The 22690-nt window shown below is 28.6% G+C and carries 29 protein-coding genes and 1 riboswitch; of the genes, 14 read left to right on the top strand and 15 right to left on the bottom strand.

Going from position 1 to position 22690, the window contains the following annotated elements:
* Nucleotide 1 precedes the first annotated feature (1 nt).
* Genes ACIJYF_RS06155 through rnhA form a run of 4 tightly spaced genes read left to right on the top strand, consistent with a single transcriptional unit; the run spans nucleotide 2 to nucleotide 3262 of the window.
* Nucleotides 2–937, top strand: coding sequence for a Brp/Blh family beta-carotene 15,15'-dioxygenase (locus tag ACIJYF_RS06155; protein ID WP_435116086.1), 936 nt, complete (start codon nucleotides 2–4; stop codon nucleotides 935–937).
* Complete coding sequence (gene ispH / locus ACIJYF_RS06160; RefSeq protein WP_435116088.1) at nucleotides 927–1871, top strand: 4-hydroxy-3-methylbut-2-enyl diphosphate reductase; 945 nt, start codon at nucleotides 927–929, stop codon at nucleotides 1869–1871. Before ACIJYF_RS06155 ends, ispH begins: the two co-directional genes overlap by 11 nt.
* Nucleotides 1872–2837 carry a homoserine kinase gene (locus ACIJYF_RS06165; RefSeq protein WP_435116090.1) on the top strand — a complete coding sequence of 322 codons (966 nt, stop codon included), beginning with the start codon at nucleotides 1872–1874 and terminating at the stop codon, nucleotides 2835–2837.
* Complete coding sequence (gene rnhA, locus ACIJYF_RS06170; RefSeq protein WP_435116092.1) at nucleotides 2837–3262, top strand: ribonuclease HI; 426 nt, start codon at nucleotides 2837–2839, stop codon at nucleotides 3260–3262. Before ACIJYF_RS06165 ends, rnhA begins: the two co-directional genes overlap by 1 nt.
* Here the strand turns inward: rnhA and ACIJYF_RS06175 are convergent.
* The 11 genes from ACIJYF_RS06175 to ACIJYF_RS06225 are packed head-to-tail and all read right to left on the bottom strand — an operon-like array spanning nucleotide 3254 to nucleotide 11378.
* Entirely contained in the window at nucleotides 3254–3739 is a 486-nt protein-coding gene (locus ACIJYF_RS06175; RefSeq protein ID WP_435116094.1) for a peroxiredoxin, read from the bottom strand. The genes rnhA and ACIJYF_RS06175 overlap by 9 nt on opposite strands.
* Complete coding sequence (gene thrC, locus ACIJYF_RS06180) at nucleotides 3739–5109, bottom strand: threonine synthase (RefSeq protein WP_435116096.1); 1371 nt, start codon at nucleotides 5107–5109, stop codon at nucleotides 3739–3741. The genes ACIJYF_RS06175 and thrC overlap by 1 nt, the downstream gene beginning before the upstream one ends.
* The gene (locus ACIJYF_RS06185) at nucleotides 5110–5763 is read right to left on the bottom strand and encodes an SURF1 family protein (RefSeq protein WP_435116098.1); all 654 of its coding nucleotides are present in this window, start codon (nucleotides 5761–5763) and stop codon (nucleotides 5110–5112) included.
* A 10-nt stretch (nucleotides 5764–5773) separates the two neighbouring features.
* Entirely contained in the window at nucleotides 5774–6562 is a 789-nt protein-coding gene (locus tag ACIJYF_RS06190) for a cytochrome c oxidase subunit 3 (RefSeq protein ID WP_435116100.1), read from the bottom strand.
* Nucleotides 6563–6571: 9 nt separating this feature from the next.
* Nucleotides 6572–7105 carry a cytochrome c oxidase assembly protein gene (locus ACIJYF_RS06195; protein ID WP_435116102.1) on the bottom strand — a complete coding sequence of 178 codons (534 nt, stop codon included), beginning with the start codon at nucleotides 7103–7105 and terminating at the stop codon, nucleotides 6572–6574.
* Nucleotides 7102–7227 carry a serine protease gene (locus tag ACIJYF_RS06200; RefSeq protein WP_435116104.1) on the bottom strand — a complete coding sequence of 42 codons (126 nt, stop codon included), beginning with the start codon at nucleotides 7225–7227 and terminating at the stop codon, nucleotides 7102–7104. Before ACIJYF_RS06200 ends, ACIJYF_RS06195 begins: the two co-directional genes overlap by 4 nt.
* Complete coding sequence (cyoE, locus tag ACIJYF_RS06205) at nucleotides 7224–8135, bottom strand: heme o synthase (RefSeq protein WP_435116106.1); 912 nt, start codon at nucleotides 8133–8135, stop codon at nucleotides 7224–7226. The genes ACIJYF_RS06200 and cyoE overlap by 4 nt, the downstream gene beginning before the upstream one ends.
* 30 nt (nucleotides 8136–8165) lie before the next feature.
* The gene (ctaD, locus tag ACIJYF_RS06210; RefSeq protein WP_435116108.1) at nucleotides 8166–9800 is read right to left on the bottom strand and encodes a cytochrome c oxidase subunit I; all 1635 of its coding nucleotides are present in this window, start codon (nucleotides 9798–9800) and stop codon (nucleotides 8166–8168) included.
* Nucleotide 9801: 1 nt separating this feature from the next.
* Nucleotides 9802–10617 (bottom strand): cytochrome c oxidase subunit II, encoded by an 816-nt coding sequence (coxB, locus tag ACIJYF_RS06215; protein ID WP_435116110.1) that lies wholly within the window; start codon nucleotides 10615–10617, stop codon nucleotides 9802–9804.
* 60 nt (nucleotides 10618–10677) lie between these two features.
* Nucleotides 10678–11175: an RsmE family RNA methyltransferase gene (locus ACIJYF_RS06220; RefSeq protein WP_435117995.1), complete on the bottom strand. Its 498-nt coding sequence runs from the start codon at nucleotides 11173–11175 to the stop codon at nucleotides 10678–10680.
* On the bottom strand, nucleotides 11100–11378 hold the full coding sequence (locus ACIJYF_RS06225; protein WP_435116112.1) for an RNA methyltransferase PUA domain-containing protein: 279 nt from the start codon (nucleotides 11376–11378) through the stop codon (nucleotides 11100–11102). Before ACIJYF_RS06225 ends, ACIJYF_RS06220 begins: the two co-directional genes overlap by 76 nt.
* 16 nt (nucleotides 11379–11394) lie before the next feature.
* Between ACIJYF_RS06225 and ACIJYF_RS06230 the strand changes: the two genes are divergently transcribed.
* Nucleotides 11395–12066, top strand: coding sequence for a haloacid dehalogenase type II (locus ACIJYF_RS06230; protein ID WP_435116114.1), 672 nt, complete (start codon nucleotides 11395–11397; stop codon nucleotides 12064–12066).
* Between the two features lie 2 nt (nucleotides 12067–12068).
* Here the strand turns inward: ACIJYF_RS06230 and ACIJYF_RS06235 are convergent, their stop codons facing one another.
* Nucleotides 12069–13130: a homocysteine S-methyltransferase family protein gene (locus tag ACIJYF_RS06235; protein WP_435116116.1), complete on the bottom strand. Its 1062-nt coding sequence runs from the start codon at nucleotides 13128–13130 to the stop codon at nucleotides 12069–12071.
* Between the two features lie 131 nt (nucleotides 13131–13261).
* Nucleotides 13262–13327: riboswitch (SAM riboswitch) on the bottom strand.
* A gap of 146 nt (nucleotides 13328–13473) precedes the next feature.
* Nucleotides 13474–13833 (bottom strand): winged helix-turn-helix transcriptional regulator, encoded by a 360-nt coding sequence (locus tag ACIJYF_RS06240; RefSeq protein WP_435116118.1) that lies wholly within the window; start codon nucleotides 13831–13833, stop codon nucleotides 13474–13476.
* 128 nt (nucleotides 13834–13961) lie between these two features.
* Between ACIJYF_RS06240 and ACIJYF_RS06245 the strand changes: the two genes are divergently transcribed.
* Genes ACIJYF_RS06245 through ACIJYF_RS06260 form a run of 4 tightly spaced genes read left to right on the top strand, consistent with a single transcriptional unit; the run spans nucleotide 13962 to nucleotide 16394 of the window.
* A complete protein-coding gene (locus ACIJYF_RS06245; RefSeq protein WP_435116120.1) occupies nucleotides 13962–14198 on the top strand; it encodes a CDGSH iron-sulfur domain-containing protein in 237 nt (78 codons plus the stop codon).
* 3 nt (nucleotides 14199–14201) lie between these two features.
* Nucleotides 14202–14579, top strand: coding sequence for a DoxX family protein (locus tag ACIJYF_RS06250; RefSeq protein WP_435116122.1), 378 nt, complete (start codon nucleotides 14202–14204; stop codon nucleotides 14577–14579).
* A complete protein-coding gene (locus ACIJYF_RS06255) occupies nucleotides 14580–15416 on the top strand; it encodes a pirin family protein (RefSeq protein ID WP_435116124.1) in 837 nt (278 codons plus the stop codon).
* 3 nt (nucleotides 15417–15419) lie between these two features.
* Entirely contained in the window at nucleotides 15420–16394 is a 975-nt protein-coding gene (locus ACIJYF_RS06260; RefSeq protein ID WP_435116126.1) for a quinone oxidoreductase family protein, read from the top strand.
* Here the strand turns inward: ACIJYF_RS06260 and ACIJYF_RS06265 are convergent.
* Nucleotides 16387–16791, bottom strand: coding sequence for a DUF2721 domain-containing protein (locus ACIJYF_RS06265; RefSeq protein WP_435116128.1), 405 nt, complete (start codon nucleotides 16789–16791; stop codon nucleotides 16387–16389). The genes ACIJYF_RS06260 and ACIJYF_RS06265 overlap by 8 nt on opposite strands.
* Before the next feature lie 49 nt (nucleotides 16792–16840).
* Here ACIJYF_RS06265 and ubiA point away from each other — a divergent pair, with 49 nt between their 5' ends.
* From ubiA to ACIJYF_RS06290, 5 genes are read left to right on the top strand one after another with little or no spacing between them, the layout of a single operon-like run.
* Nucleotides 16841–17707: a 4-hydroxybenzoate octaprenyltransferase gene (gene ubiA / locus ACIJYF_RS06270; RefSeq protein ID WP_435116130.1), complete on the top strand. Its 867-nt coding sequence runs from the start codon at nucleotides 16841–16843 to the stop codon at nucleotides 17705–17707.
* Nucleotides 17708–17712: 5 nt separating this feature from the next.
* Nucleotides 17713–19452 carry an ABC transporter ATP-binding protein gene (locus ACIJYF_RS06275; RefSeq protein WP_435116132.1) on the top strand — a complete coding sequence of 580 codons (1740 nt, stop codon included), beginning with the start codon at nucleotides 17713–17715 and terminating at the stop codon, nucleotides 19450–19452.
* 2 nt (nucleotides 19453–19454) lie between these two features.
* Nucleotides 19455–20705 carry a 3-deoxy-D-manno-octulosonic acid transferase gene (locus ACIJYF_RS06280; protein WP_435116134.1) on the top strand — a complete coding sequence of 417 codons (1251 nt, stop codon included), beginning with the start codon at nucleotides 19455–19457 and terminating at the stop codon, nucleotides 20703–20705.
* A complete protein-coding gene (gene lpxK, locus ACIJYF_RS06285; RefSeq protein ID WP_435116136.1) occupies nucleotides 20686–21636 on the top strand; it encodes a tetraacyldisaccharide 4'-kinase in 951 nt (316 codons plus the stop codon). The genes ACIJYF_RS06280 and lpxK overlap by 20 nt, the downstream gene beginning before the upstream one ends.
* Nucleotides 21623–22483 carry a lysophospholipid acyltransferase family protein gene (locus tag ACIJYF_RS06290; protein WP_435116138.1) on the top strand — a complete coding sequence of 287 codons (861 nt, stop codon included), beginning with the start codon at nucleotides 21623–21625 and terminating at the stop codon, nucleotides 22481–22483. Before lpxK ends, ACIJYF_RS06290 begins: the two co-directional genes overlap by 14 nt.
* 3 nt (nucleotides 22484–22486) lie before the next feature.
* On the opposite strand, the gene ACIJYF_RS06295 is transcribed toward ACIJYF_RS06290, so the two are convergent.
* Nucleotides 22487–22681, bottom strand: a complete 195-nt coding sequence (locus ACIJYF_RS06295) for a DUF2093 domain-containing protein (RefSeq protein WP_435116139.1) — start codon at nucleotides 22679–22681, stop codon at nucleotides 22487–22489.
* Nucleotides 22682–22690 lie beyond the last annotated feature (9 nt).

Raw genomic sequence — 22690 nt, forward strand, 5'->3', positions numbered from 1 at the left:
TATGATAAATAATATAAAAAGAATAAACTTAAACCATTCTTTTATTTTTTTTTTATTTTGTAATATTATTTCTTTAATCGCTTTTAAGGCTAAGAATTTTTCAATCTCTCCTCTAATTTGCTTATTCCTCATTTTAGTTATTGGGGTTTCTCATGGATCTCTTGACCACATTAAAGGCAAAAGACTTTTAAAAATTTTTGATATTAAAAATGTTTTTTTCTTTTATGTCTCATACATATTGCTTGCTATTTTTATAATCATTGCTTGGGTTTTGTTGCCAGTAATATCTTTACTTCTTTTTTTAATCATTGCGTCATATCATTTTGGTAAAGAAGATACTCAATTTTTAACAACAAACACCAATTCAATAAATCTACTGTTATACTTTTTCAAAGGTTCGCTGATTATTCTAGCACCCATGTTTTTTCATTTTGATGAAACAGTTGCTATATATAAATTTTTATTAGTTGAAGATGAAACTTTTTATACAATCTTAGATTATATAGAAACTAATAAAATCCTTTTGATTGGAATTGTTTTAAGTACTTTATCAAGTGTTCTGTTATTCATAAAAGAATTTGAAATTAAAAAATTTGTTATTTTTTTAGATTATTTTTCAATTATCATTTTAAATTATTATCTTTCACCATTAGTAGCATTTACATTATATTTTTGTTTCTTACATTCTTTAAGACATAGTATTTCTTTGATATTTGAAATAGATAATTTCGATTTTAATAATGGTTTAATTAAATTTTTAAAAAAAGCACTACCACTTACAATTTTAACGGCTATTTTCTGTGTAATAAGTTTGTTTTTTTTAAACAATATTTATGATTTAAACAGTTCTATTTTAAAAGTGATATTTATAGGTTTGGCGTCTTTAACCTTTCCACATATATTGCTCGAATATTTATTAGAAAAATATGAAAAATAAAGAAATAAACGTTTTGCTCTCAGCTCCACGTGGTTTTTGTGCTGGTGTTGAAAGAGCTATTGAAATTGTAGAAAAATCAATTCAAAAATACGGTGCACCAGTTTATGTGCGGCACGAAATAGTTCATAATAAATTTGTTGTTGATGATTTAAAAAAAAAAGGAGCAATTTTTGTTGAAGAACTTGAGGAAATAAATGATAAATCAAGACCAGTTATTTTTTCAGCTCACGGTGTTCCAAAAAAAATACCGGAAGATGCTAAAAATTATAATATGACTTATGTAGATGCAACATGTCCTCTTGTTTCTAAAGTGCATAGAGAGGCTGAAAATTTAAATAAAGCTGGCTACCATATAATTTTAATTGGTCATAAAAATCACCCTGAAGTTATAGGCACTATGGGTCAACTACCTGAAGGATCAATTGATCTTATACAAAATGAAGAAGAGGCAAAAAATTATGAGAATAAAGATAATAAAAAAATTGCATTTGTTACCCAGACAACTTTATCTGTAGACGATACAAAAGATATTATTCACATTTTAAAAAAAAGATTTGAAAATATAATAGAACCTCAAAAAGAAGATATTTGTTACGCAACAACAAATAGACAAATGGCTGTTAAAAATATAGCTAAAAATTGTGATATGTTTTTTATAATTGGTAGTAGAAATTCTTCAAACTCAGTCAGACTTGTAGAAGTTGCTAAAAAATCTGGCTGTGAAAATTCGGTATTAATCCATTCAGAAAGTGAAATACCTTATGATAAAATTCAAAATTCAAATACTATTGGTATTTCATCTGGAGCTTCGGCGCCTGAAATATTAGTAGATAATTTTATTAATGAATTAAAAAATAGATTTACTATTAAGATAGATGAAGTAGAGATAATTAAAGAAAACGTAGTATTTAAAATCCCAAATAAATTAAATTAAATGGCTGTTTATACAAAGATTGACAAGAAAGATATTGTTTCAATTAACGATCAGTTTGAAATGGAAAAAATTACCCATTTCAAAGGAATAAAGAAAGGAATTGAAAATACAAATTACTTATTAAAAACAAAAAAAAATAAATTTATTTTAACAATTTTTGAAAAAAGAGTTTCAAACAAAGAAATACCTTTTTTTATGAAATTAATGGAGATATTAAATAACTCAAATATTAATTGTCCAAAACCTCTTAAAAGTAGAAAAGGCTCATACTTAATAAATTTAAAAAATAAAAAAGCATGTATTGTTTCTTTCTTAAATGGAAAAGATAAGATTAAATTAAATTTAAATAATTGTTTTGAAGTAGGCAAAGTAATTGCAAACATCCATAAAATTACTAAAAAAATAAATATATCAAGAAAAAATTCAATGGGTATTAAAGAATTGGGACCATTATTAAAAAGTATAAAATTTAAATCAAAAAAATTTGATAATTTACAAAATTTTTTAGCAAATAATTTAAAAGATATAAAAAAAAATTGGCCCTTGAAACTCCCTCAAGGAGTTATTCATGGTGATTTATTTATAGATAATATTTTTTTTAATAAAGATAAATTGTCTGGAGTAATTGACTTTTATTTTGCTGCAAATGATATCTTTATGTATGAAATTGCTATCTGCATAAATGCTTTATGTTTTGACTATAAAAATAAAAAATTTGTGATGAATAAGCAAAAAATTAATAAATTAATAAAGGGCTACGAGAGTGTTAAGAAAATTTCATTAAAAGAAAAAAAATCATTGAACATCTTATGTAGGGGTGCTGCAATAAGATATTTTTTAACTAGATTGTATGATTATTCAAATACTCCCAGTACAGCTTTGATTAAAATTAAAGATCCTAATGAGTATTATCAAAAACTTATTACACATAATAACTTAAAATCTTATAAAGATTATTTAAATTAATGATTGAAATCTATACTGATGGTTCTTGTTTAACAAACCCTGGTAATGGTGGATGGGCGGCAATAATCAATGAAGATGGAAAATTAAAAAAAATTAGTGGCAATGAAAAAAATACTACTAATAATAGAATGGAATTATTAGCACCTATTAATGCATTAAGAGAGATGAATCCTAGTTCACTAATAACAATTTATACAAACTCGCAATATGTCAAACTTGGAATAACAGAGTGGATAAAAAAGTGGATCACAAATAATTGGAAAACATCAAAAAAAGAAGATGTTAAAAATAAAGACTTATGGGTTGAATTATATAATTTAAATAAATCTTTAAATGTAAAGTGGAATTGGGTGAAAGCTCATGCTGGAAATCCTATGAATGAAGAAGTAGATTTAATGGCTAAAAAAGCTGCAAATTTAGACTAGTTTAATAAAGTTTTCAGCAGCAGAAATTTCACAAGATCCCGTATCTGCCTCTTCTTGTAATTTAATAATCTTTAAATTATCCACTAACATCGTATACCTGTTAGATCTAATACCAAGTCCTCTTGCGCTTTTATCTACATCAGCTCCAATTCCTTTAGTAAAATTTAAAAATGGGTCTCCGATCATTAATATCTTATTCTCAACATTATGTTCTTTGCCCCACGCACTCATTACAAATGGATCATTCACTGAAATACAAATTATGTGGTCAATTCCTTTTTTCTTATATTGATCAAACATATTTACATATCCTGGAAGATGTTTTGCAGAACATACTGAAGTATATGCACCAGGAAGGCCAAAAATAACTACTTTTTTATCCTTCAATAATGTTTGAGTGTTTTTTTTAATAGGTTCTCCATTCTCCATAACAAAAACATCTGCATTAGGAATTTGATCATTTTCTTTTATATGCATTAAATTCTTTCCTTTATGTGTTGTTTGATTTTTTCAATGTCATTATCAAGAATATTATAATTTTCTTTTTCCTCCATAATAAACATTAATTCCTTAGGTAGATCTTCATTTAGATTTATTGCTTTTTTAATTGCGTCTGGAAATTTGCATGGATGAGCTGTTGCTAAAACTATATTATTGCCATCTAAATTGATTTTATCAAAAGCACCATAACCAATTGCACTATGAGGATCTAACACAATTTTAAATTTTTCATAAACCTTACTAATTGTTTTTAATACCTCTTCTTCGCTCATTCGAGCAGATAAAAAATCTACATTTATTTTATCTAATTTTTCTTGATTGATAGTATATTTTTCTTCTTCTTTAATATTTTTCATTGCATCTATTGTTTGCAAATCATCACCTTCATTTAAATCATAAAGTAGTCTTTCAAAATTACTTGCTACTTGTATATCCATACTAGGAGATAATGTTTCAGATACATTTTCCACTTCATAACTTCCTTTTGAAATAGCTCTATGAAGGATGTCATTCTGATTAGTGGCAACAATCAATTTATTAATTGGAAGGCCCATTTTTTTTGCAAGATATCCAGCATATACATCACCAAAATTTCCTGTTGGTACTGAAAAATTGATTGGACGTTTGCCATCCTCAATTAAAAAATAGCTATAAAAATAATATACACTTTGAGCAATAATACGTGCCCAGTTTATTGAATTTACACCTGACATTTTGATATCATTTGAAAAAGTTTTATCCGCAAACATTGTTTTGACTAAATTTTGACAATCATCAAAATTTCCATTCACAGCGATATTAAAAACATTTTTGTCTTTTCCAGTAGTCATCAACTTTCTTTGAACTGTCGACACTCTATTATGTGGATGAAGTACAAAAATATTAATATTTTTTTTCCCTTTAATAGCATCAATAGCTGCCGCTCCAGTATCTCCTGAAGTAGCTACGACAATATTTATTTTTTCATTTTGATTGTTTAAGTAATATTCATAAAAATTACCCAAAAGTTGCATTGCAACATCTTTAAAAGCTAATGTAGGGCCATGAAATAACTCAAGTATAGACCGATCTCCAACTTTTATAAGATCAACAACATTTTTTTTTCTAAAAACAGAATAAGATTTATCAATGATTTTATTTAAATCAGCTTCAGTCATGAAGTCACCAATAAATGGATAAATAATTTTCTTTGCCAAATCATTATACCTAAGCCCTCTAAAATTGTTGATATCAACTTTGTGAAGAGATTGAGGTATGAATAAACCCCCATCATCTGCGAGGCCTTTTATAAAAACATCCTTAAATTCAAAGGTTTTTTTATTATTTCTAGTACTTATGTATTCCATCTAATAATTTTTTTTTCTAAAATATAAATATATCAAAAGGATTGAAATCGCCATTGAAAACCAGGTAATTGCGTATTTTTTATGATTGTTAGAAATTTTAGCAGTTACCACTTTAGGTTTTGGCAAACTATAATTGCCATTTAAATAAATTATATATTTTGAAAACCTTTTGCCTGTATATTTAAAAATATCATCTCGATTTAATGTAAACCAGTAATTTTTTTCAATATCATTTTTTGGTTTAAAAGAATTTGCCTTTGATTGAGTTTTTAAAGTGCCAATAATATTATTTTGATTAATTAAATTAATTTCAGATTTGTTTTTTTTATCAAACGGAATCCACCCTCTATTAATTAAATAATTTTTATCATGAATTAAAATTGGATTGATCACCTCGAATCCAGGTTTGCCATTTTCATTTAGATTGTATAAATAAATTTGTTTTTGAAAATCTATTTTTCCTGAAGTTTTAATCCTTAAAAAGTTTTTCTCTTCAATACTAGATAGTTCAACTGGTTCATTTTTTAATGAGTTTTCAATCTGATTGATTAAATCTAGTTTCCAACTTAACCTATATAATTGCCATGAACCTAAAAATATTAAAACCAAAATAATAAAATAAACAAAAACTGAAAATAGAAACTTGTTCTTCAAGAGTTAATTATTAACTTCCCCAAACGTATATTGCTGCAAATAAAAACAACCAAACTACATCTACAAAATGCCAGTACCATGCAGCTGCTTCAAATCCAAAATGATGATCTTTGGTAAAGTGTCCTTTTTTAGCTCTAGCAAGACAAACAGCTAAAAATATTGTTCCAATTATTACATGAAATCCGTGAAAACCTGTTGCCATATAGAATACAGCTCCATAAATATGTCCAGAGTAATCAAAAGTAGCATGATGATATTCATAGGCTTGAAGTAAAGTGAAAAAGAAACCTAAAATAACTGTTAATGTTAAACCTTGTATAAACCCTTTTCTATCACCCTCTATTAATGAGTGATGAGCCCATGTAACAGTCGTTCCTGAAAGAAGTAAAACCAATGTATTGATTAATGGTATATCCCATGGATCGAATGTTTCAATATCTTTTGGTGGCCAAACGTTTCCAACAAATTCATTAGGAAATAAACTAATATCGAAGTAAGCCCAAAACCACGCAACAAAGAACATAACCTCAGATGCTATGAACAAAGTCATGCCATATCTATGATGAATTTGAACAACAGGTGTATGATGACCTTGATGTTCTGCTTCTATTACAACATCTCTAAACCACATATAAGCACCATATAAAACTAAAGCTAATCCTAGATACATTCCCCATGAAACATCATTATGCATATAAAATATTGTTCCAATTGCTAGCACTAAGCAAGAAAATGAAACATAGATAGGCCAAGGGCTTGGATCTACTAAGTGGTAATCGTGTTTTTTTTCAGCTGACATTTTTCGTGATTATGATTGTTTATAGTAATCTGTCGAGAAAAAAGTGTACGACATAGTTACATCTTGTAAGTTTTTTGTAGTTGGATCATTGACGAGCTCAGGATCTAAATAAAAAGTCATCACATAAGTTGCTTTTTCCCCTGCTTTAAGTTCTTGTTTTTCAAAGCAAAAACAACCTAATTTATTATAATATTTTCCAAAACTTGATGGTGAAACATTGAAACTAGCAACTCCATAAGTAGTTTCATCACCATAATTTTGAACCTCAAACTCAATTCTGTTTACTTGGCCAACTTTTACATCAATTACATTTGATTTAGCTTTAAAGTCCCAAGTAAGATTATTCACATTGGTATCAAATCTAACACTTACTATTTTGTCTAAAACTATGTCTGGTGCTTCTTTAGAGACCTGGGTAGTTCCACCAAATCCTGTAATACGGCAGAACATGTCATAAAGTGGAACTGCCGCAAAAGAAAGTCCAAGCATAAGAAAAAATATACCCCCAAGTAATACTGGTGTTAAAGTTTTTTTCTTAATCATAACTGTCTATCAAAAACTCCAACGTTGTATAAAGTAAATACAAATAGAAATACCATAAATGCCAAAATTGCTACAGCAGTTAAAATATTTTTCTTCTTAGTTTTTTTGTCAGGTGTTATCATAAAATCTTATCTATTAAAAAAAGAACAAATATCAGAAATAAATATAAAATAGAATATCCAAATATAGATTTTGCTTTTTTTGCATTAAATTTATTTTTCTTAAATTTATAAAGATCAAAACATAAAAAATTATAATAAAAAGTTAAAATTAAAGATGGGATTAAAAAAACTAATCCAACAAAATTAATTGCATATGGCATTATAATTATAGGAATCATAATTAAAGAATAGATAAAAATATTTAACTTGGTGCTTTCAATGCCATTTGTTAATGGAAGCATTGGGATTTTAGCTTTTTTATAGTCATCTGATTTATAAAGGCTCAGCGCCCAAAAATGAGATGGCGTCCAAAAGAAAATGATTAAAAAGAATGTAATAGGCTCTAATGATAAAGAATTAGTTGCTATGGCCCACCCTATAACTGGTGGTAATGCGCCTGCCGCTCCACCAATTACTATGTTTTGTGGAGTTTTTCTCTTTAACCAAACTGTATAAATCAACACATAAAACAGAATAGTAAATAGTAGTAAGCTAGCCGATATTCTATTAGCAAAAAAATCTAGTGCAATTACTGAAAATATTGAAAGTGCAACACCAAAAACCAAAGCTTGATTTTTATTAACTTTACCAGTTGGTATAGGTCTTAAACAAGTTCGTGTCATCAGAGCATCTAAATCGGACTCGTACCACATGTTCAATGCACCTGCTGCTCCAGCACCAATAGATACAAGAATAATTCCAATAATTGCATCTTTTGTTGAAATAACATTTGGTGCCATCAATAATCCTACGGCACAAGTAAAGATAACCAACGACATTACTCTTGGCTTCATCAATTTAAAGAGTTCAGAAAAATTGAAGACGTCTTCCTGACTTAGATTTCTATTCTTTAATTTAGTCTTAATCATCGGTTCTAAGTTAAAAAATCTAAATAAATATTAGCTAGTAGATTTTTCAATACCCTCTTCATCTTCAAACTTTGGTAACTCTTCAAAAGTATGAAAATTAGGTGGCGATGGAACTGTCCATTCTAAAGTTGTTGCGCCTTCTCCCCATGGATTTTGAGCTGCTACTTTTTTCTTTGAAAAAGCCCAAATAAGATTTGCAAAAAATACTGCAAGACCAATTACTGAAATGTAAGATCCAATTGATGATATGTAGTTCCAGCCCGCAAAAGCATCTGGATAATCTGCATATCTTCTAGGCATTCCAGCCAATCCTAAAAAGTGTTGTGGAAAGAATACTAAATTAACTCCAATAAAAGTTAACCAAAAATGTAATTGGCCTAAAAATTCTGAATATTCATATCCAGACATTTTACCAAACCAATAATAAAAACCTGCAAAGATTGCAAAAACTGCACCTAGAGATAATACATAATGGAAGTGAGCAACAACGTAATAAGTATCATGCATTGCAGTATCAACACCTGCGTTTGCAAGAACAACTCCTGTTACCCCACCAACTGTAAATAAAAAGATAAAACCTAATGCCCACACCATAGGTGTTTTAAATGAGATAGACCCACCCCACATCGTTGCAATCCATGAAAATATTTTAATTCCTGTTGGAACCGCAATAATCATTGTTGCTGCCAAGAAGTAAGCTTTAGTATCTGTACTTAAGCCCACTGTATACATATGGTGAGCCCATACAACAAAACCAACAATACCAATTGCAACCATAGCATAGGCCATACCTAAATAACCAAATACTGGTTTTTTTGAAAATGTAGAAACAATATGACTGATCATTCCAAAACCTGGTAAAATTAAAATATAAACTTCTGGGTGACCAAAGAACCAAAATAAATGCTGGAAGAGGACGGGATCCCCTCCTGTTTGTGCATCAAAAAAGGCGGTACCAAAATTTCTGTCAGTTAAAAGCATTGTGATTGCACCTGCTAAAACTGGTAATGAAAGTAACAGTAAGAAAGCTGTAACTAAAATAGACCAAGCAAACAATGGCATTTTATGTAATGTCATTCCTGGAGTTCTCATATTTAAGATAGTCGTAATAAAGTTAACTGCACCTAAAATTGATGAAGCTCCTGCTAAGTGTAAACTTAAAATTGCAAAATCCATTGCAGGTCCCGGTTGACCTGCCTTAGATGATAAAGGAGGATAAATAGTCCATCCACCCCCAACTCCTGTTTGACCTGGAGGGCCATCCATAAATATTGAAAGTATTAATAAAATAAATGAAGTGGGTAATAACCAAAACGAAATATTGTTCATTCGTGGAAAAGCCATGTCAGGTGCACCAATCATAATAGGTACAAACCAGTTACCAAAACCACCAATCATTGCAGGCATCACCATAAAGAAAATCATGATCAAACCATGGCCAGTAACCAACACATTATATAAATGATAATTACCACCTAAAATCCCGTCACCAGGATGCATCAATTCCATTCTCATTAAAACTGAAAACGCAGTACCGATAACACCTGCAACAATTGCGAATATTAAGTACATTGTTCCAATGTCTTTATGATTAGTTGAATAAGCCCAACGCTTCCAACCAGTTGGTGTATGATGATCGTCGTGTGATGCTGTTTGTGTGTACATATTAGTTGCTCGCTAGTTTTATATTTTCATTTTCTAATAATGGTTCTTTTGCAAATTTAATTTTTGCTCCTGTTAGCCATTCTGCATAATCTGGTTCTGATACAACTCTTACAGTAATTGGCATAAACGCATGTTTAATTCCACAAAGCTCAGAACATTGTCCATAGTAAGTTCCAACTTTTTCAGCTTTAAACCATGTTTCATTAATTCTTCCTGGCACTGCATCTCTCTTAACACCAAAAGATGGTAATGCCCAAGCATGTAAAACATCATTTGCTGTAATTAAAACCTTAACTACTTTATTAACTGGAACAACAACTTCATGATCTACTGACAGTAGTCTTGGTTGATTTTCTTTTAAGTCTTTTGTCTCAATCATGTATGAATCAAAAATAATATTTTCATCTGGATATTCGTAGCCCCAATACCACTGGTAACCTATAGCCTTAACCGTAACATCTGCTTTTGGAATAGTATCTTGTTTGTAAAGAATTTTGAAAGATGGTACTGCTATAACAATTAGAATTAAGCATGGAATTAAAGTCCACAACACTTCAATTGCAACATTATGTGTTGTCTTTGATGGATTTGGGTTTCTTGAAGCTCTAAATCTAATAGACACGTAAATCATCAAAAATAATACAAAGACACTGATTGCAATTATAATAGGTAGTAACAAATTATCATGAAAATTAACTATCTCTCTCATTGTCTGGGATGCAGCGTCTTGAAAACCTAACTGCCAATCCTTAGGTTGATTAGCAAGTGCGTTTGATGAATAAAAAATAGTTAGAAATATGTATAAAATTTTTTTCATTTGTAGACACTATATAGTTCGTCTTTTGTAAAATTACACTTTACTTTTCGCGACAAAATATCAATTTATTGCGTAATTTATGATCGATAAAGCTGAAATTACAGCTGTTTCCGATCTAAGTATGTTTTCATTAATTTTAATTGGTTGAACACCCTCAAATGTAAGAATCTGCTCTCTTTCCAATTCAGAAAAGTCTCCCTCCGGTCCAATTATTACACAAGTTGGTTTAGACGTTATTTGATCTGTATCAATTTTATTATTTTTTGAGTTTAAATCTGTGAATATTAAATCCATGTTTTTATTTTTCAAAAAAGATTCCAAAGATTGAGGGTCTTCGATTAAAGGAACATTAATTCGATTAGATTGTTCGGTTGCTTCAATAATGACTTTTTCAACTCTATCTTTATTAATCTTACGAACAATAGTTCGATCAAATATTATGGGCAAAAACTTTGTAACACCTAACTCTGTTGCTTTTTGAATCATAAAATTAAAATAGTTTGATTTAATGGGTGAAAAAGCAAGCCATAATTCTTTGGAGTTTTTTTTTGTCTCAATTGATTGGTAATACTAAATTCAACAATACTTTTAGAAATACTTAAAATTTTTGCTTCCCACTCTCCACTACTGTTAAATAAAGAAAAAACTTCGTTTTCTTTAACTCGCATTACTTTACTCACATAATGAGATTGTGATTTATCAAGTGTAGCTGTTAAATTAAGTGATAAACTTTCACTATAAAATAATCTAATATTACTCATTAAGATAAGTTTAATTATGAAAAATATTAAAGCAATAATTTTTGATGCATATGGCACATTATTTGATGTCAATTCAGCAGCAGAAAAATGTAAAGAAAAAATTGGTAATAAGTGGGAAGGTTTTGCAAATTATTGGAGGACAACTCAACTAGAATATACTTGGCTTAGAAGTTTGATGAAAAGACATAAAGACTTTTGGCAAGTAACTGAAGATAGCTTGGGTAAATCTATGAAAGCATTTGAGATAGATTCTTCAATGAGAAATGAATTATTGGATCTTTATAAAACTTTATCACCTTTTGAAGAAGTGCCTGAAGTTTTAAGATCACTTAAAGAAAAAAAATTAAAACTTGCTATTCTTTCAAATGGTACACCTGCTCTTCTTAATCAATTAGTTAAAAGTAATAAATTAGATAATCTATTTGATGATCTTTTTTCAGTAGAAGAAATTCAAATTTATAAACCAGACTCAAAAGTTTACGAACTTCCAATAAAAAAATATCAAATTCAAAAAAATGAAGTTGCATTTTTAAGTGCCAACACTTGGGATGTATCAGGTGGAGGAAACTATGGTTATAATTCTATTTGGGTAAACAGAAATAATAATATTTTTGATAATCTTGATTTCCAACCAAAGTTAGAAATCAAAAACTTACTAGATTTGTTACCCAACATAAGCTCTAATTAAAGTTATGCCTTATCTCCATAATCTGTCATATGTTTTGGAATTCTTTTATTTTTTCCGTACATAAAATGATTTTCCATATTCTCTCTGTATTTACTTGCAGGTACCTTTAAACCAACAGATTCCGCTACTTCCCTTATTAACATTGGGTTAGCACCACAACAAACACCCAGGTAATGTATGCCTAAAATATTTGCCCATTTTGCAAATTGACCTATTTCATATCTATTACAAAAATGTGGATCCAGAGCTGTAGGAAATGTTCTTCCATGAGGTGAAGGACAACCACAATCATCTCTATCAGGTAAATTAAAAAAAGTTGGAAATTTTTCATTGGTTCTATAAGGAATTGGTAAAGCACCGACATGACATTTAACTGCTTTTCTAATCTCTTTTAAGAACGGCAACATTGTTGCTGGTCCTCTAAAACAATTTAAACCTACAACATCTGCACCTCTCTGTTCCAATTCTTTACATGTATCTACTACAGACTTTCCATCTCTCATTTTGTTTTCACCCATTGGAGAAATTGTTAGTACAGTTGGAAGATTAGCTTTCTTCATTACTTCAAGAGCTTTGAAAGCTTCTTCAGCATAATAAAAAGTCTCACCAATCAACATGTCAGCACCTTCGTCAACTGCCCAACCAATCATTTCGGAAAACATACCTTCGACTACCTTTTGAGCTTGTTTGTCATCTTCTTTCCAAATATTTGAATTAGAAATATTTCCTGCCATTAAGTTTGGTTGAGATCCTTTGGGTGTATCTAAAGCAACTTTTTTTGCAATTTTCAAAGCAGATCTATTAAGTGGTTCTAATAATTCTTCTTTACCTATAACTCGCATCTTTTCTCTATGACCATTATAAGTAAATGCTTCAACAATATCTGATCCTGCGTGTTGAAATTCTCTATGTAAATTTTCAAGAACTTCAGGATGATCTAATGAAACCATTGGCACAAATTCTCCAGATGCCATGTAGCCTCGTCTTTCAATTTCAAATAAAAAACCTTCAGCACAAATTACCGGTCCTTTATCTAATCTTTCTTTTAGTATATTTGTTTTCATTTTTTCTCCAATACAGAGTTAAGAGGCTAAAACTTTGATACAAATCAAATCAATTTATTTTGAAATAGCTCTTCCCTCCATTAATTTGGAGAAAAGAAACTAATTAACCAAAGAGGGTAAAAATTAGCTCTTCTCTCCTTTTTAGTGCTTTAGCAAAATGCTGGGCGCACAATACGGTTCAAATACCCGATTTTAATTTGAGAAAATTTCAAAAAAAAACCACCGGCTAAAGCGGTGGTTGAAGTGTCGCTTTAGCAGGATTTTTAAAGCGCTCTGCAATTTAACTTAAATCAGCGCTAATCAATATAATCACAAATAAACAATGTTGTCAAAAGAATAAGCTTTATCTTATTCTGTTTTCTTCAAAGTTTTTATTAAGTTTTAATGAGATAGTTCTAGTATTTCTTTTATTCCAATCAGAAAAAGATTTCAAAATAGGAATTACTGATAAGCCAAATTCTGTAAGTGAATATTCAACTTTTGGAGGTACTACTTGATGAACTTTTCTATTAACAATGCCATCAGTTTCCAACTCTTTAAGTTGCTTAGATAACATTTGTTGAGTGATAGTTTTTAATACTTTTTTTAACTCATTAAATCTTATTGTCTTATTGTGAAACAGTGTAAATAGAATTCTTATTTTCCACTTACCACCAAGAAAATATATAGCTCTTTCAGCTGGGCAATTAATTAATTCTTTCATGTCACTTAAATAACTATTTTATTTTAATTATCAAGGTATGTTTTTAAATACTAGTATGATTATTTTGCGTACTTGCATAATTTGTAACAAATCATTAGTTATGTTCCAAACTAATCGAAAGGGTAAATATGACTAAAGGACAGAGTGCTGGCAATGGACCAATTGCAGTGGAAGTTGAAAAAGATAAATCTTATTATTGGTGTTCATGTGGACAATCAAAAAAACAACCATTTTGTGATGGATCACATAAAGGAACTGAGTTTACTCCATTGGCATACAAGGCAAAAGAAACAAAAAAAATGTTTTTCTGTGCGTGTAAACAAACTAACAATGCGCCATTCTGTGATGGTTCTCATAATAAATAAATTATGACAAACATATTGGATTTTGTAGCAAGATTTTTTATCTCACTTATTTTTTTATTAAGTGGAATAAATAAAATTGGAAACTATGAAGGAACTGTTGGTTGGATGGAGTCATCAGGCATGCCTGGTATTTTTTTAATCCCAGCAATCATATTAGAAATCGGTGCTTCAATACTAATAATAGCAGGATATAAAGTTAAAATTTCAGCAGCTTTGCTGAGTGTATTTTGTATAGCTACTGCGATTATTTTTCATAGTGATTTAAGTGATCAAATGCACTTTATTTCATTTATGAAAAACATTGGTCTTGCTGGAGGATTTTTATTTCTTGTTGTTAATGGAGCTAAAGACTTTAGTCTTGATAAAAAGTTAGGAAATTAAATGTTGAATATTGAAGTAAGTAAAATTATTGACCCTATTCCAGCATCTGATGGGGCTGGAGTAAAATTAAAAAGAAGTATTGGTGTTGAACCAAACTACTTTGATCCATTTTTAATGTTAGATGAATTTGGATCTGAAAATAGTGAAGATTATATCGCAGGTTTTCCGCCCCACCCTCATAGAGGAATTGAAACAGTTACTTATATGTTAGCTGGGGATTTTGAACATAAAGATAGCACTGGTGGTGAAGGTAGAATGACTGCGGGAGATGTTCAGTGGATGAAAACAGGAAGTGGAATAATCCACTCTGAAATGCCTGCAATGAAAGAAGGTAAACTTCATGGTTTTCAATTATGGGTAAATATGCCTGCTAAATTAAAAATGAGTAAGCCTGAATATATTTATATTGATGCAAATAAAATGAGCATTCATAATGATAGTGACAAACAAGTCAAAGTCATAGCTGGAAAATTTGAAAATGCTGAAGGTCCTGTAAAAGGTCATAACGTTGAACCAGTTTATTTTGATGTTGAGCTAAATAAAGATAAAGAGTTCAATTTTAAATTACCATCTACTCATAATAGTTTTATTTATTTGATTAATGGTGAAATCGAAATTGGCAAAAATAAACATGACAATGTTAAAGATAGTACTTTGCTACTGTTAACTAAAGGTGAAGATCTAACTGTAAAAGCTAAATCAGATGCTAAGTTTTTACTGATTTCAGGAAAGCCAATTAATGAAGAAATTGCAAGAGGTGGGCCCTTTGTAATGAATACTAAAGCTGAAATCTTGCAAGCAGTTCAAGATTATCATAATGATACATTTGTAAAATAAATTATGAAAGCTGTAGAAATTAACAAAACAGGTGGACCTGAAGTTTTAGAACTTAAAAATATTACTTTAGATAAACCAGAGCCTAACGAAGTAACAATTGAGCAAAAAGCTATTGGTCTTAATTATATAGACACTTACCATAGATCAGGTTTGTACCCATTAAAACTACCGATTGGTTTAGGTTTAGAAGGTGCGGGCATTATTACTGATGTTGGAGACAACGTAAAAGACTTTAAAGTTGGTGATAAAATATCTTATGCAGGTATTCCACTAGGATCTTATTCAACTCACAGAAATTACCCAACAAAAAATCTTGTAAAAGTACCAGAAGATATTGATTTAGAAATTGCTGCTACTTTAATGACAAAGGGTTTAACTACATTTTATCTATTACATAAAACGTTTCCTGTAAAATCAGGACAAACAATTTTATATCATGCTGCAGCAGGAGGAGTTGGTCAAATATTTGGGCAATGGGCTAAAAGTTTAGGCTGTACAGTTATAGGTACTGTTGGATCAGATGAAAAAATAAATATAGCAAAAGAAAATGGTTACGATTATGTGATCAATTATAATAAAGAGGACTTTGCAAAAAGAGTTTTAGAGATCACAGATGGTAAAGGTGTTCCAGTTGTGTACGACGGTGTTGGTAAAGACACTTTAGATGGATCAATCGAGTGTTTAGCAACAAGAGGAATGATGGTTTCATTTGGAAACGCATCAGGACCATTATCAGATATAAACGTCCCTAAAATGCTTCAACCAAAAGGCCTGTATCTTGTAAGACCTGCAATGCAACAATACTTATCAACTAAAGAAGAGCTAGATGAAGCATCAAAAGTTATGTTTGAAAAAATTAGTTCTGGGAAAGTAAAAATAAAAATATTTAAAAAATACAAATTAGATGAAGTAGTTCAGGCTCACCAAGATTTAGAGGGAAGAAAAATTCTTGGGCCTGCAGTTATTATTCCTAGTTAACGTCTACATCCATATCAGCCATATGTAGTTTTAAAGCATTGGTTGAAATATGAATTTCTCTTATAAAAAAAAGTATTGAGATGATCATAGATAAACAACAAGAACCAAAAATTAATCTAGCAATGAATATTTCATTTAAGTAAAGACCAAGAACAGTCATCATATTGAACAAAAATCCAAAAGCAGCAAACATAATTGTCCATCTTAATAGCGTAATTCTACCGCTTAAATTTATAAATTGTTTTTTCCATTCATGAGGTACATGATTTTCATAAACATGCTCATCGTGTAGCTCTCTAATAAGCTTGCTAAGAGAATGAAATCTATTGCTATAGATGCTCATTAATAGAGGGATAGCCGGAAACATAAGGGCTGTAACTGTATAATCTATATTCATGCGAATCAGTTTGATTATGAATCTAGCCTTTGTTATTTACAAGTAAATTATGAACCAAATAAAGTTATTTATTGAACTTACAAGATTAAAAAGACCAATTGGCTTTATGCTATTATTTTGGCCATGCTTATGGGGGCTTACAATTGTTTATGATTTTAATTCAGATTTAAAAATATATTTTTTTTATTCTGCACTTTTTCTTTCTGGCTCAATTTTGATGAGATCAGCAGGATGTATAGTAAACGATATAGCGGATAAAAATTTTGATAAAGAAGTTGAAAGAACTAAAAACAGACCGATCGCTTCAGGCAAAGTATCTATAAAACTCGCATCTAGTTATGCCTTAATTTTATGTGCAATTGCATTTTTAGTATTAATTAATTTTAACAACTTTACAATTTTAATGGCTTTAATCTCAATGCCTTTAGCTTTTACTTACCCCTTAATGAAAAGAATTACTTATTGGCCTCAATTATTTTTGGGGATTACATTTAATTATGGGTTAATTTTGGCTTGGATTTCAATTGCCAATGAAATTTCAATAATACCAATTATATTTTATCTAGGAGCCATATTTTGGACACTAGGTTACGACACAATTTATGGATTTCAAGATATTAAAGATGATGAAATAATAGGAGTAAAATCAACTTCAATTAAATTTAAAAATGATCCAAAAAAATTTTTATTATTTTCATATTCTTTATTCATTTTATCCTTTTTTTTAGTTGGGATATTAATGAAGTTTAGTATCTATTATTTTCTATTTATGATTATTCCCATTTCACAATTAATAATATTTCAAGTTTATAAATTAAATACCAATTTATCTATCGACTGTTTGTATAAATTTAAAAGTAACAATTTTTTAGGATTAATAATGTTTATCAATATTCTTGTTGGAAAATTAATTTAAATAAAATGAAAAAATCAAAAATATTTAAAAGACTATATCTAGAGTACACTAATAGATATATTGGTAAAATTTTATTAGCTGCTCTATTTTCTATAATTGTTGCAGGAAGCACCTCTGCAACAGCATGGCTTTTAGATCCAGCAATTGAGAAAATATTCATCAACAAAGATCAAACTTTGATTATATTAATCCCGCTAGCAATTATTATTGCTTTTAGCTCCAAAGGTATTTCTCTTTATTTTGCAAAATTAATTATGATTAATGTATCTGAGGAAGTTAAAAAAATTTTAAAAACAGATATGCTAAAATCATTAATTAAGTCAGATACTGAAATTATAGAAAGTAAACATTCAGGAAAATATATTTCTAATTTAAATTTTGATGTAGATCAAATTACAAGAATGTTATCTGAAGCATATTTGAGTATTTTCAAAGATGGTCTTACATTAATAGGTTTACTTTGTGTAATGTTTGTTCAAAACTGGAAGTTATCTTTGATTGCATTAATTATGGTACCTCTTGCTTCAATTACTGCAAAAATTCTAGGCAAAAGAATGAGCAAAATATCAACTCAAGCACAAGAAAAATCTGGAGATTTAAATAGATATTTAATTGACCTATTTAAAAATCATAAAGTAATTAAAATTTTTCAAAGAGAAAATTTCGAAGAAAATAGATCAGAGAAATTTGTAACAAACTTAAAGGAAAAGTCTGCAAAAATAGCTGCTGTGTATATTAGATCCACACCAGTAATGGAAATGTTAACAGGTATAATGATTGCCGCCTTAATATTTTATTCTGGAAAATTAATAATAAGCGGTGAGTTAGCTATTAACAATTTTTTTTCATTTCTTGCAGCTATGATGCTGGCTTATCAACCTGTAAAGACGTTAACAAAAGTTAATATTATCATATCACAGGGTTTTTCTGCTGCAGAAAGAATTCTTCCAATAATAGATATTAAAAATGAAATTAGCTTAAATGAAAATAAAGATAATTTAGATATTTCTAGAGGAAATATTGCTTTTGAAAATGTCAACTTTTCTTACAAATCTAATCTGAAAAACAAGGTTCTTCAAAACATTAATGCAAGATTTAGTGGTGGCAAAATGACAGCTCTAGTTGGACATAGTGGATCTGGTAAATCAACTTTATTAAACATGATACCAAGAATTTATGACCCTAATGATGGTAAAATTCTTTTAGATAATCAAGATATATCAAAATTTAATTTGGCATCACTCAGAAGCCAAATATCTATAGTGGACCAAAATACAACTTTATTTGATGATACAGTTTTAAACAATATTAAATATGCCAGACCAGAAGCTAGTAATGAAGAAGTTTTTGAAGCTGCCAAACAATCAATGTGTGATGATTTTATAGACAATTTAGAGAATAAATTTGAAACTATGATTGGAGAAAATGGAGTAAAATTATCTGGTGGTGAAAAACAAAGATTATCAATAGCAAGAGCTATCTTAAAAAAAAGTAAAATAGTATTGTTAGATGAGGCAACATCATCGCTAGACTCTGATACAGAAGAAAAAATTCAAAAAGCGTTGAATCAGTTAACTTTAGATAAAACTACTATTGTAATTGCACATAGGTTATCAACAATTCTTAATTCAGATACAATATATGTAATGGATAAGGGAAAAATTGCTAATTCTGGTAAACATAATGAGCTATTAATGAAATCTGAGGTCTATAAAAACTTTTATGAAAAACAAATTCAAAAATAAATATGTTTTTTTTATATCAAATCTTTTTAACAATTCTCATATTAATCTCTCCAGTAATAATATTTTTTAGAATTATAAAAAATAAAGAGGATAAAAAAAGATTTGTAGAAAAATTTAGTATCTTTTCAAAAAAAAGAGTTAAGGGTAAATTAATTTGGTTTCATGGAGCCAGTGTTGGTGAGATATTAAGCGTTATACCTGTTATAAAAAAATATGAAAAAGACAAATCAGTAAATCAAATTCTTATTACATCAAGCACTTTAAGTTCTTCAAAAGTTTTGCTTAAATTTAAATTTAAAAAAACTATCCATCAATTTTATCCTGTAGATTATTTTTTTTTTACTAATAAATTTTTAAAATATTGGAGACCTGATATAGCTATATTTATAGACTCTGAAATATGGCCTTGTATGTTTAAAACACTTGATAATTTAAAAATACCACTAGTTCTACTAAATGCCAGAATAACTAAAAAAACATTCATCAGATGGATGAAAATTAAAAAATTTAGTAAATTTATATTTAGTAAAATCTCTGTTGCGTTCCCACAAAATCTTGAGACAAAAAAATATTTAAAGAAATTAAAAGTTAAAAAAATAAATGTAATTGGAAATTTAAAATTTGCTGAAACAGAAAATAAAAATCAAGATAAAATCAATCATCAGCTTGAATTACAATTTAAAAATAAAAAAATTTGGGTAGCTTCAAGCACACATGCAAATGAAGAAGTTTTTTGTGCAAAAGTTCACATAGAACTTAAAAAGAAATTTAAAAACTTAGTTACAATAATTATTCCACGGCATGTACACAGAGCTAAAAAAATTATGCAAGAAATTAAAAATCTCAAATTGAAAGTCATCACACATAGTTCAAAAAATATTAAATTAAAAGATACTGATATTTACTTAGTTGATACATTTGGGGAAACAAAAAAATTTCATAAGATGAGTCATTCAGTTTTTATAGGTGGCTCTATTGTAAAAAAAGGTGGTCAAAACCCTTTAGAGGCAGCAAGATATGGAGCTAAAATTTTTCATGGTCCAAATATCGATAATTTTAAGGATGTTTATAAATTATTAAGGTCACTACAAATTTCTAGTTTAATAAATTCATATAAAAAATTAGCTACATCAATAAACTTTAATCCGAGTAAAGCTAATGGTAATAAGATAAAGAAAATTGGAAGAAGAATTCTAACAAAAACTATAAAAGAATTAGATTATCTAATTAAAGATGAATTTAAAAAAACCTAAATTTTGGGATTATAAAAAACCAAATATCTACGCTTATTGCTTACAACCATTAGCCTATATATTACAAATTATAAATTCAGTTAAATTGTTAGTAAAAATCAAAAAACAAAAATTTAAAATTAAAACTATTTGTATTGGAAATATTTATATTGGAGGAACTGGAAAAACTTCTCTAAGCATCAAAATAAATGAGATATTAAATTCTAATAATATCAGGTCTTGTTTCATAAAAAAATTTTATAATAGTCAAATAGATGAAAAAAAAATATTAGAAAAAAGAGGCAAAGTATTTTCCTCTTTCAAAAGAATTGATGCAATTAATCAAGCTGAGAATGAGAAGTTTGACGTAGCAATTTTAGACGATGGTTTGCAGGATCACACATTAAAATGTGACATTAATTTTGTTTGTTTTAATAATTTGAACTGGGTAGGCAATGGTCTGACTATCCCGGCTGGACCTTTAAGAGAAAGTATAAAAAACCTTAAAAAATATCAGCACATATTTATAAATGGAAACAACAAGTATTTATCTGATATTAAAAAAGATATTCTTAAAATTAACCCAAACATTAATATTCATGTTGGGATATACCAACCATTAAATTTACATGAGTTTGATAAAAATGATAATTACTTAGCTTTTTCTGGTATTGGAAATCATGAAACATTTATTTCCATGATTAAAGAATATGGATTGAATATTTCAAAAGATATAGAATTTCCTGATCATTATGAATATACAGATCGTGATATTGAGCAAATAATAGATCAAGCAAATGTTTTGAAAAGTAAAATAATTACTACAGAAAAAGACTATTTAAGGTTAGAAAATTACAAGCCTAAAGAAATAAAATTTATAAAATCTACACTAAAAATAATTGATGAAAAAAAATTGATTAATACAATAATAAAAAGCAATGAAACTAATTAAATATTTTTTTCAATTTTTATTTATAATATTTTTTTTTTCTTTATTTAAAATATTTGGATTTAAAATATCTTCAAAAATCGGTGGTAAATTATTTGAAATTATTGGTCCAGTTTTTCGATCTAAAAAATTAATCCACACAAATATTAAAAAAGCTTTTCCTAAAAATAACTCTGTTGAGATAAAAAAATTAACAAAGTTAATGTGGAATAACTATGGAAGAGTTTTTGCAGAATACATGTTTATTAAGGATTTTAGATTTGAAAAAATTGACTCTAAAATTGAAATAGTTGGTCAAGAGATTCTTGATGAAATTAAAAAATCTAATAAGCCTGTTGTCTTTATTTCTGGGCATTTTAGCAACTTTGAGTTAATGGCCATGCAGATAGAAAAAGCAGGCATTGAATTGTCAGCAATTTATCGTCCATTAAACAATATTTTTCTAAATAGAATAATGGAAAAAATAAGAAAAAAATACATTTGCAGGAATCAAATAAAAAAAGGTATTGCTGGAACAAGAGAATTAATTAAATTTCAGAGAAATAACTACTCAATTGCACTTATGATTGATCAGAGAGTTTCAGAGGGTAAAAAAGTTAACTTTTTTAATCAAGAAGCTTATACAACTACTATACCCGCTCAATTAGCAAAAAAATTTGATATGCCCATTGTTCCAATCTTTATTGAGAGAGTAAACGATACTAATTTTAAAATTAAAATTAGTAAACCAATCAATTTTTTAAAAAGTGACTCAATCAAAGATATTACAAGTAAATTGAATGTTATTATTGAAGAAATGATACTTAAAAATCCTACACAATGGATTTGGTCACATAACCGATGGAAATAAAAATTATTTTTTATTAAGCTCTTCTCTTTTTTTGAAAGCTTCTTTATATGAAAAATATGGCTCCTGCTTATCGACATTCCAGTAATTTAAATTTTCAAGAATAATTTTTTTTCCTGACACAGCACACTCAACGTAATCTCCTTCCTCAAGAATTTGAAAATTATTGGGTAAATATTTTAATTTTGCTTTTTTGTTCATTTTTAGTTT

It is taken from the genome of Candidatus Pelagibacter bacterium nBUS_49 (genome assembly GCF_051200925.1).
Classification (GTDB): domain Bacteria; phylum Pseudomonadota; class Alphaproteobacteria; order Pelagibacterales; family Pelagibacteraceae; genus Pelagibacter.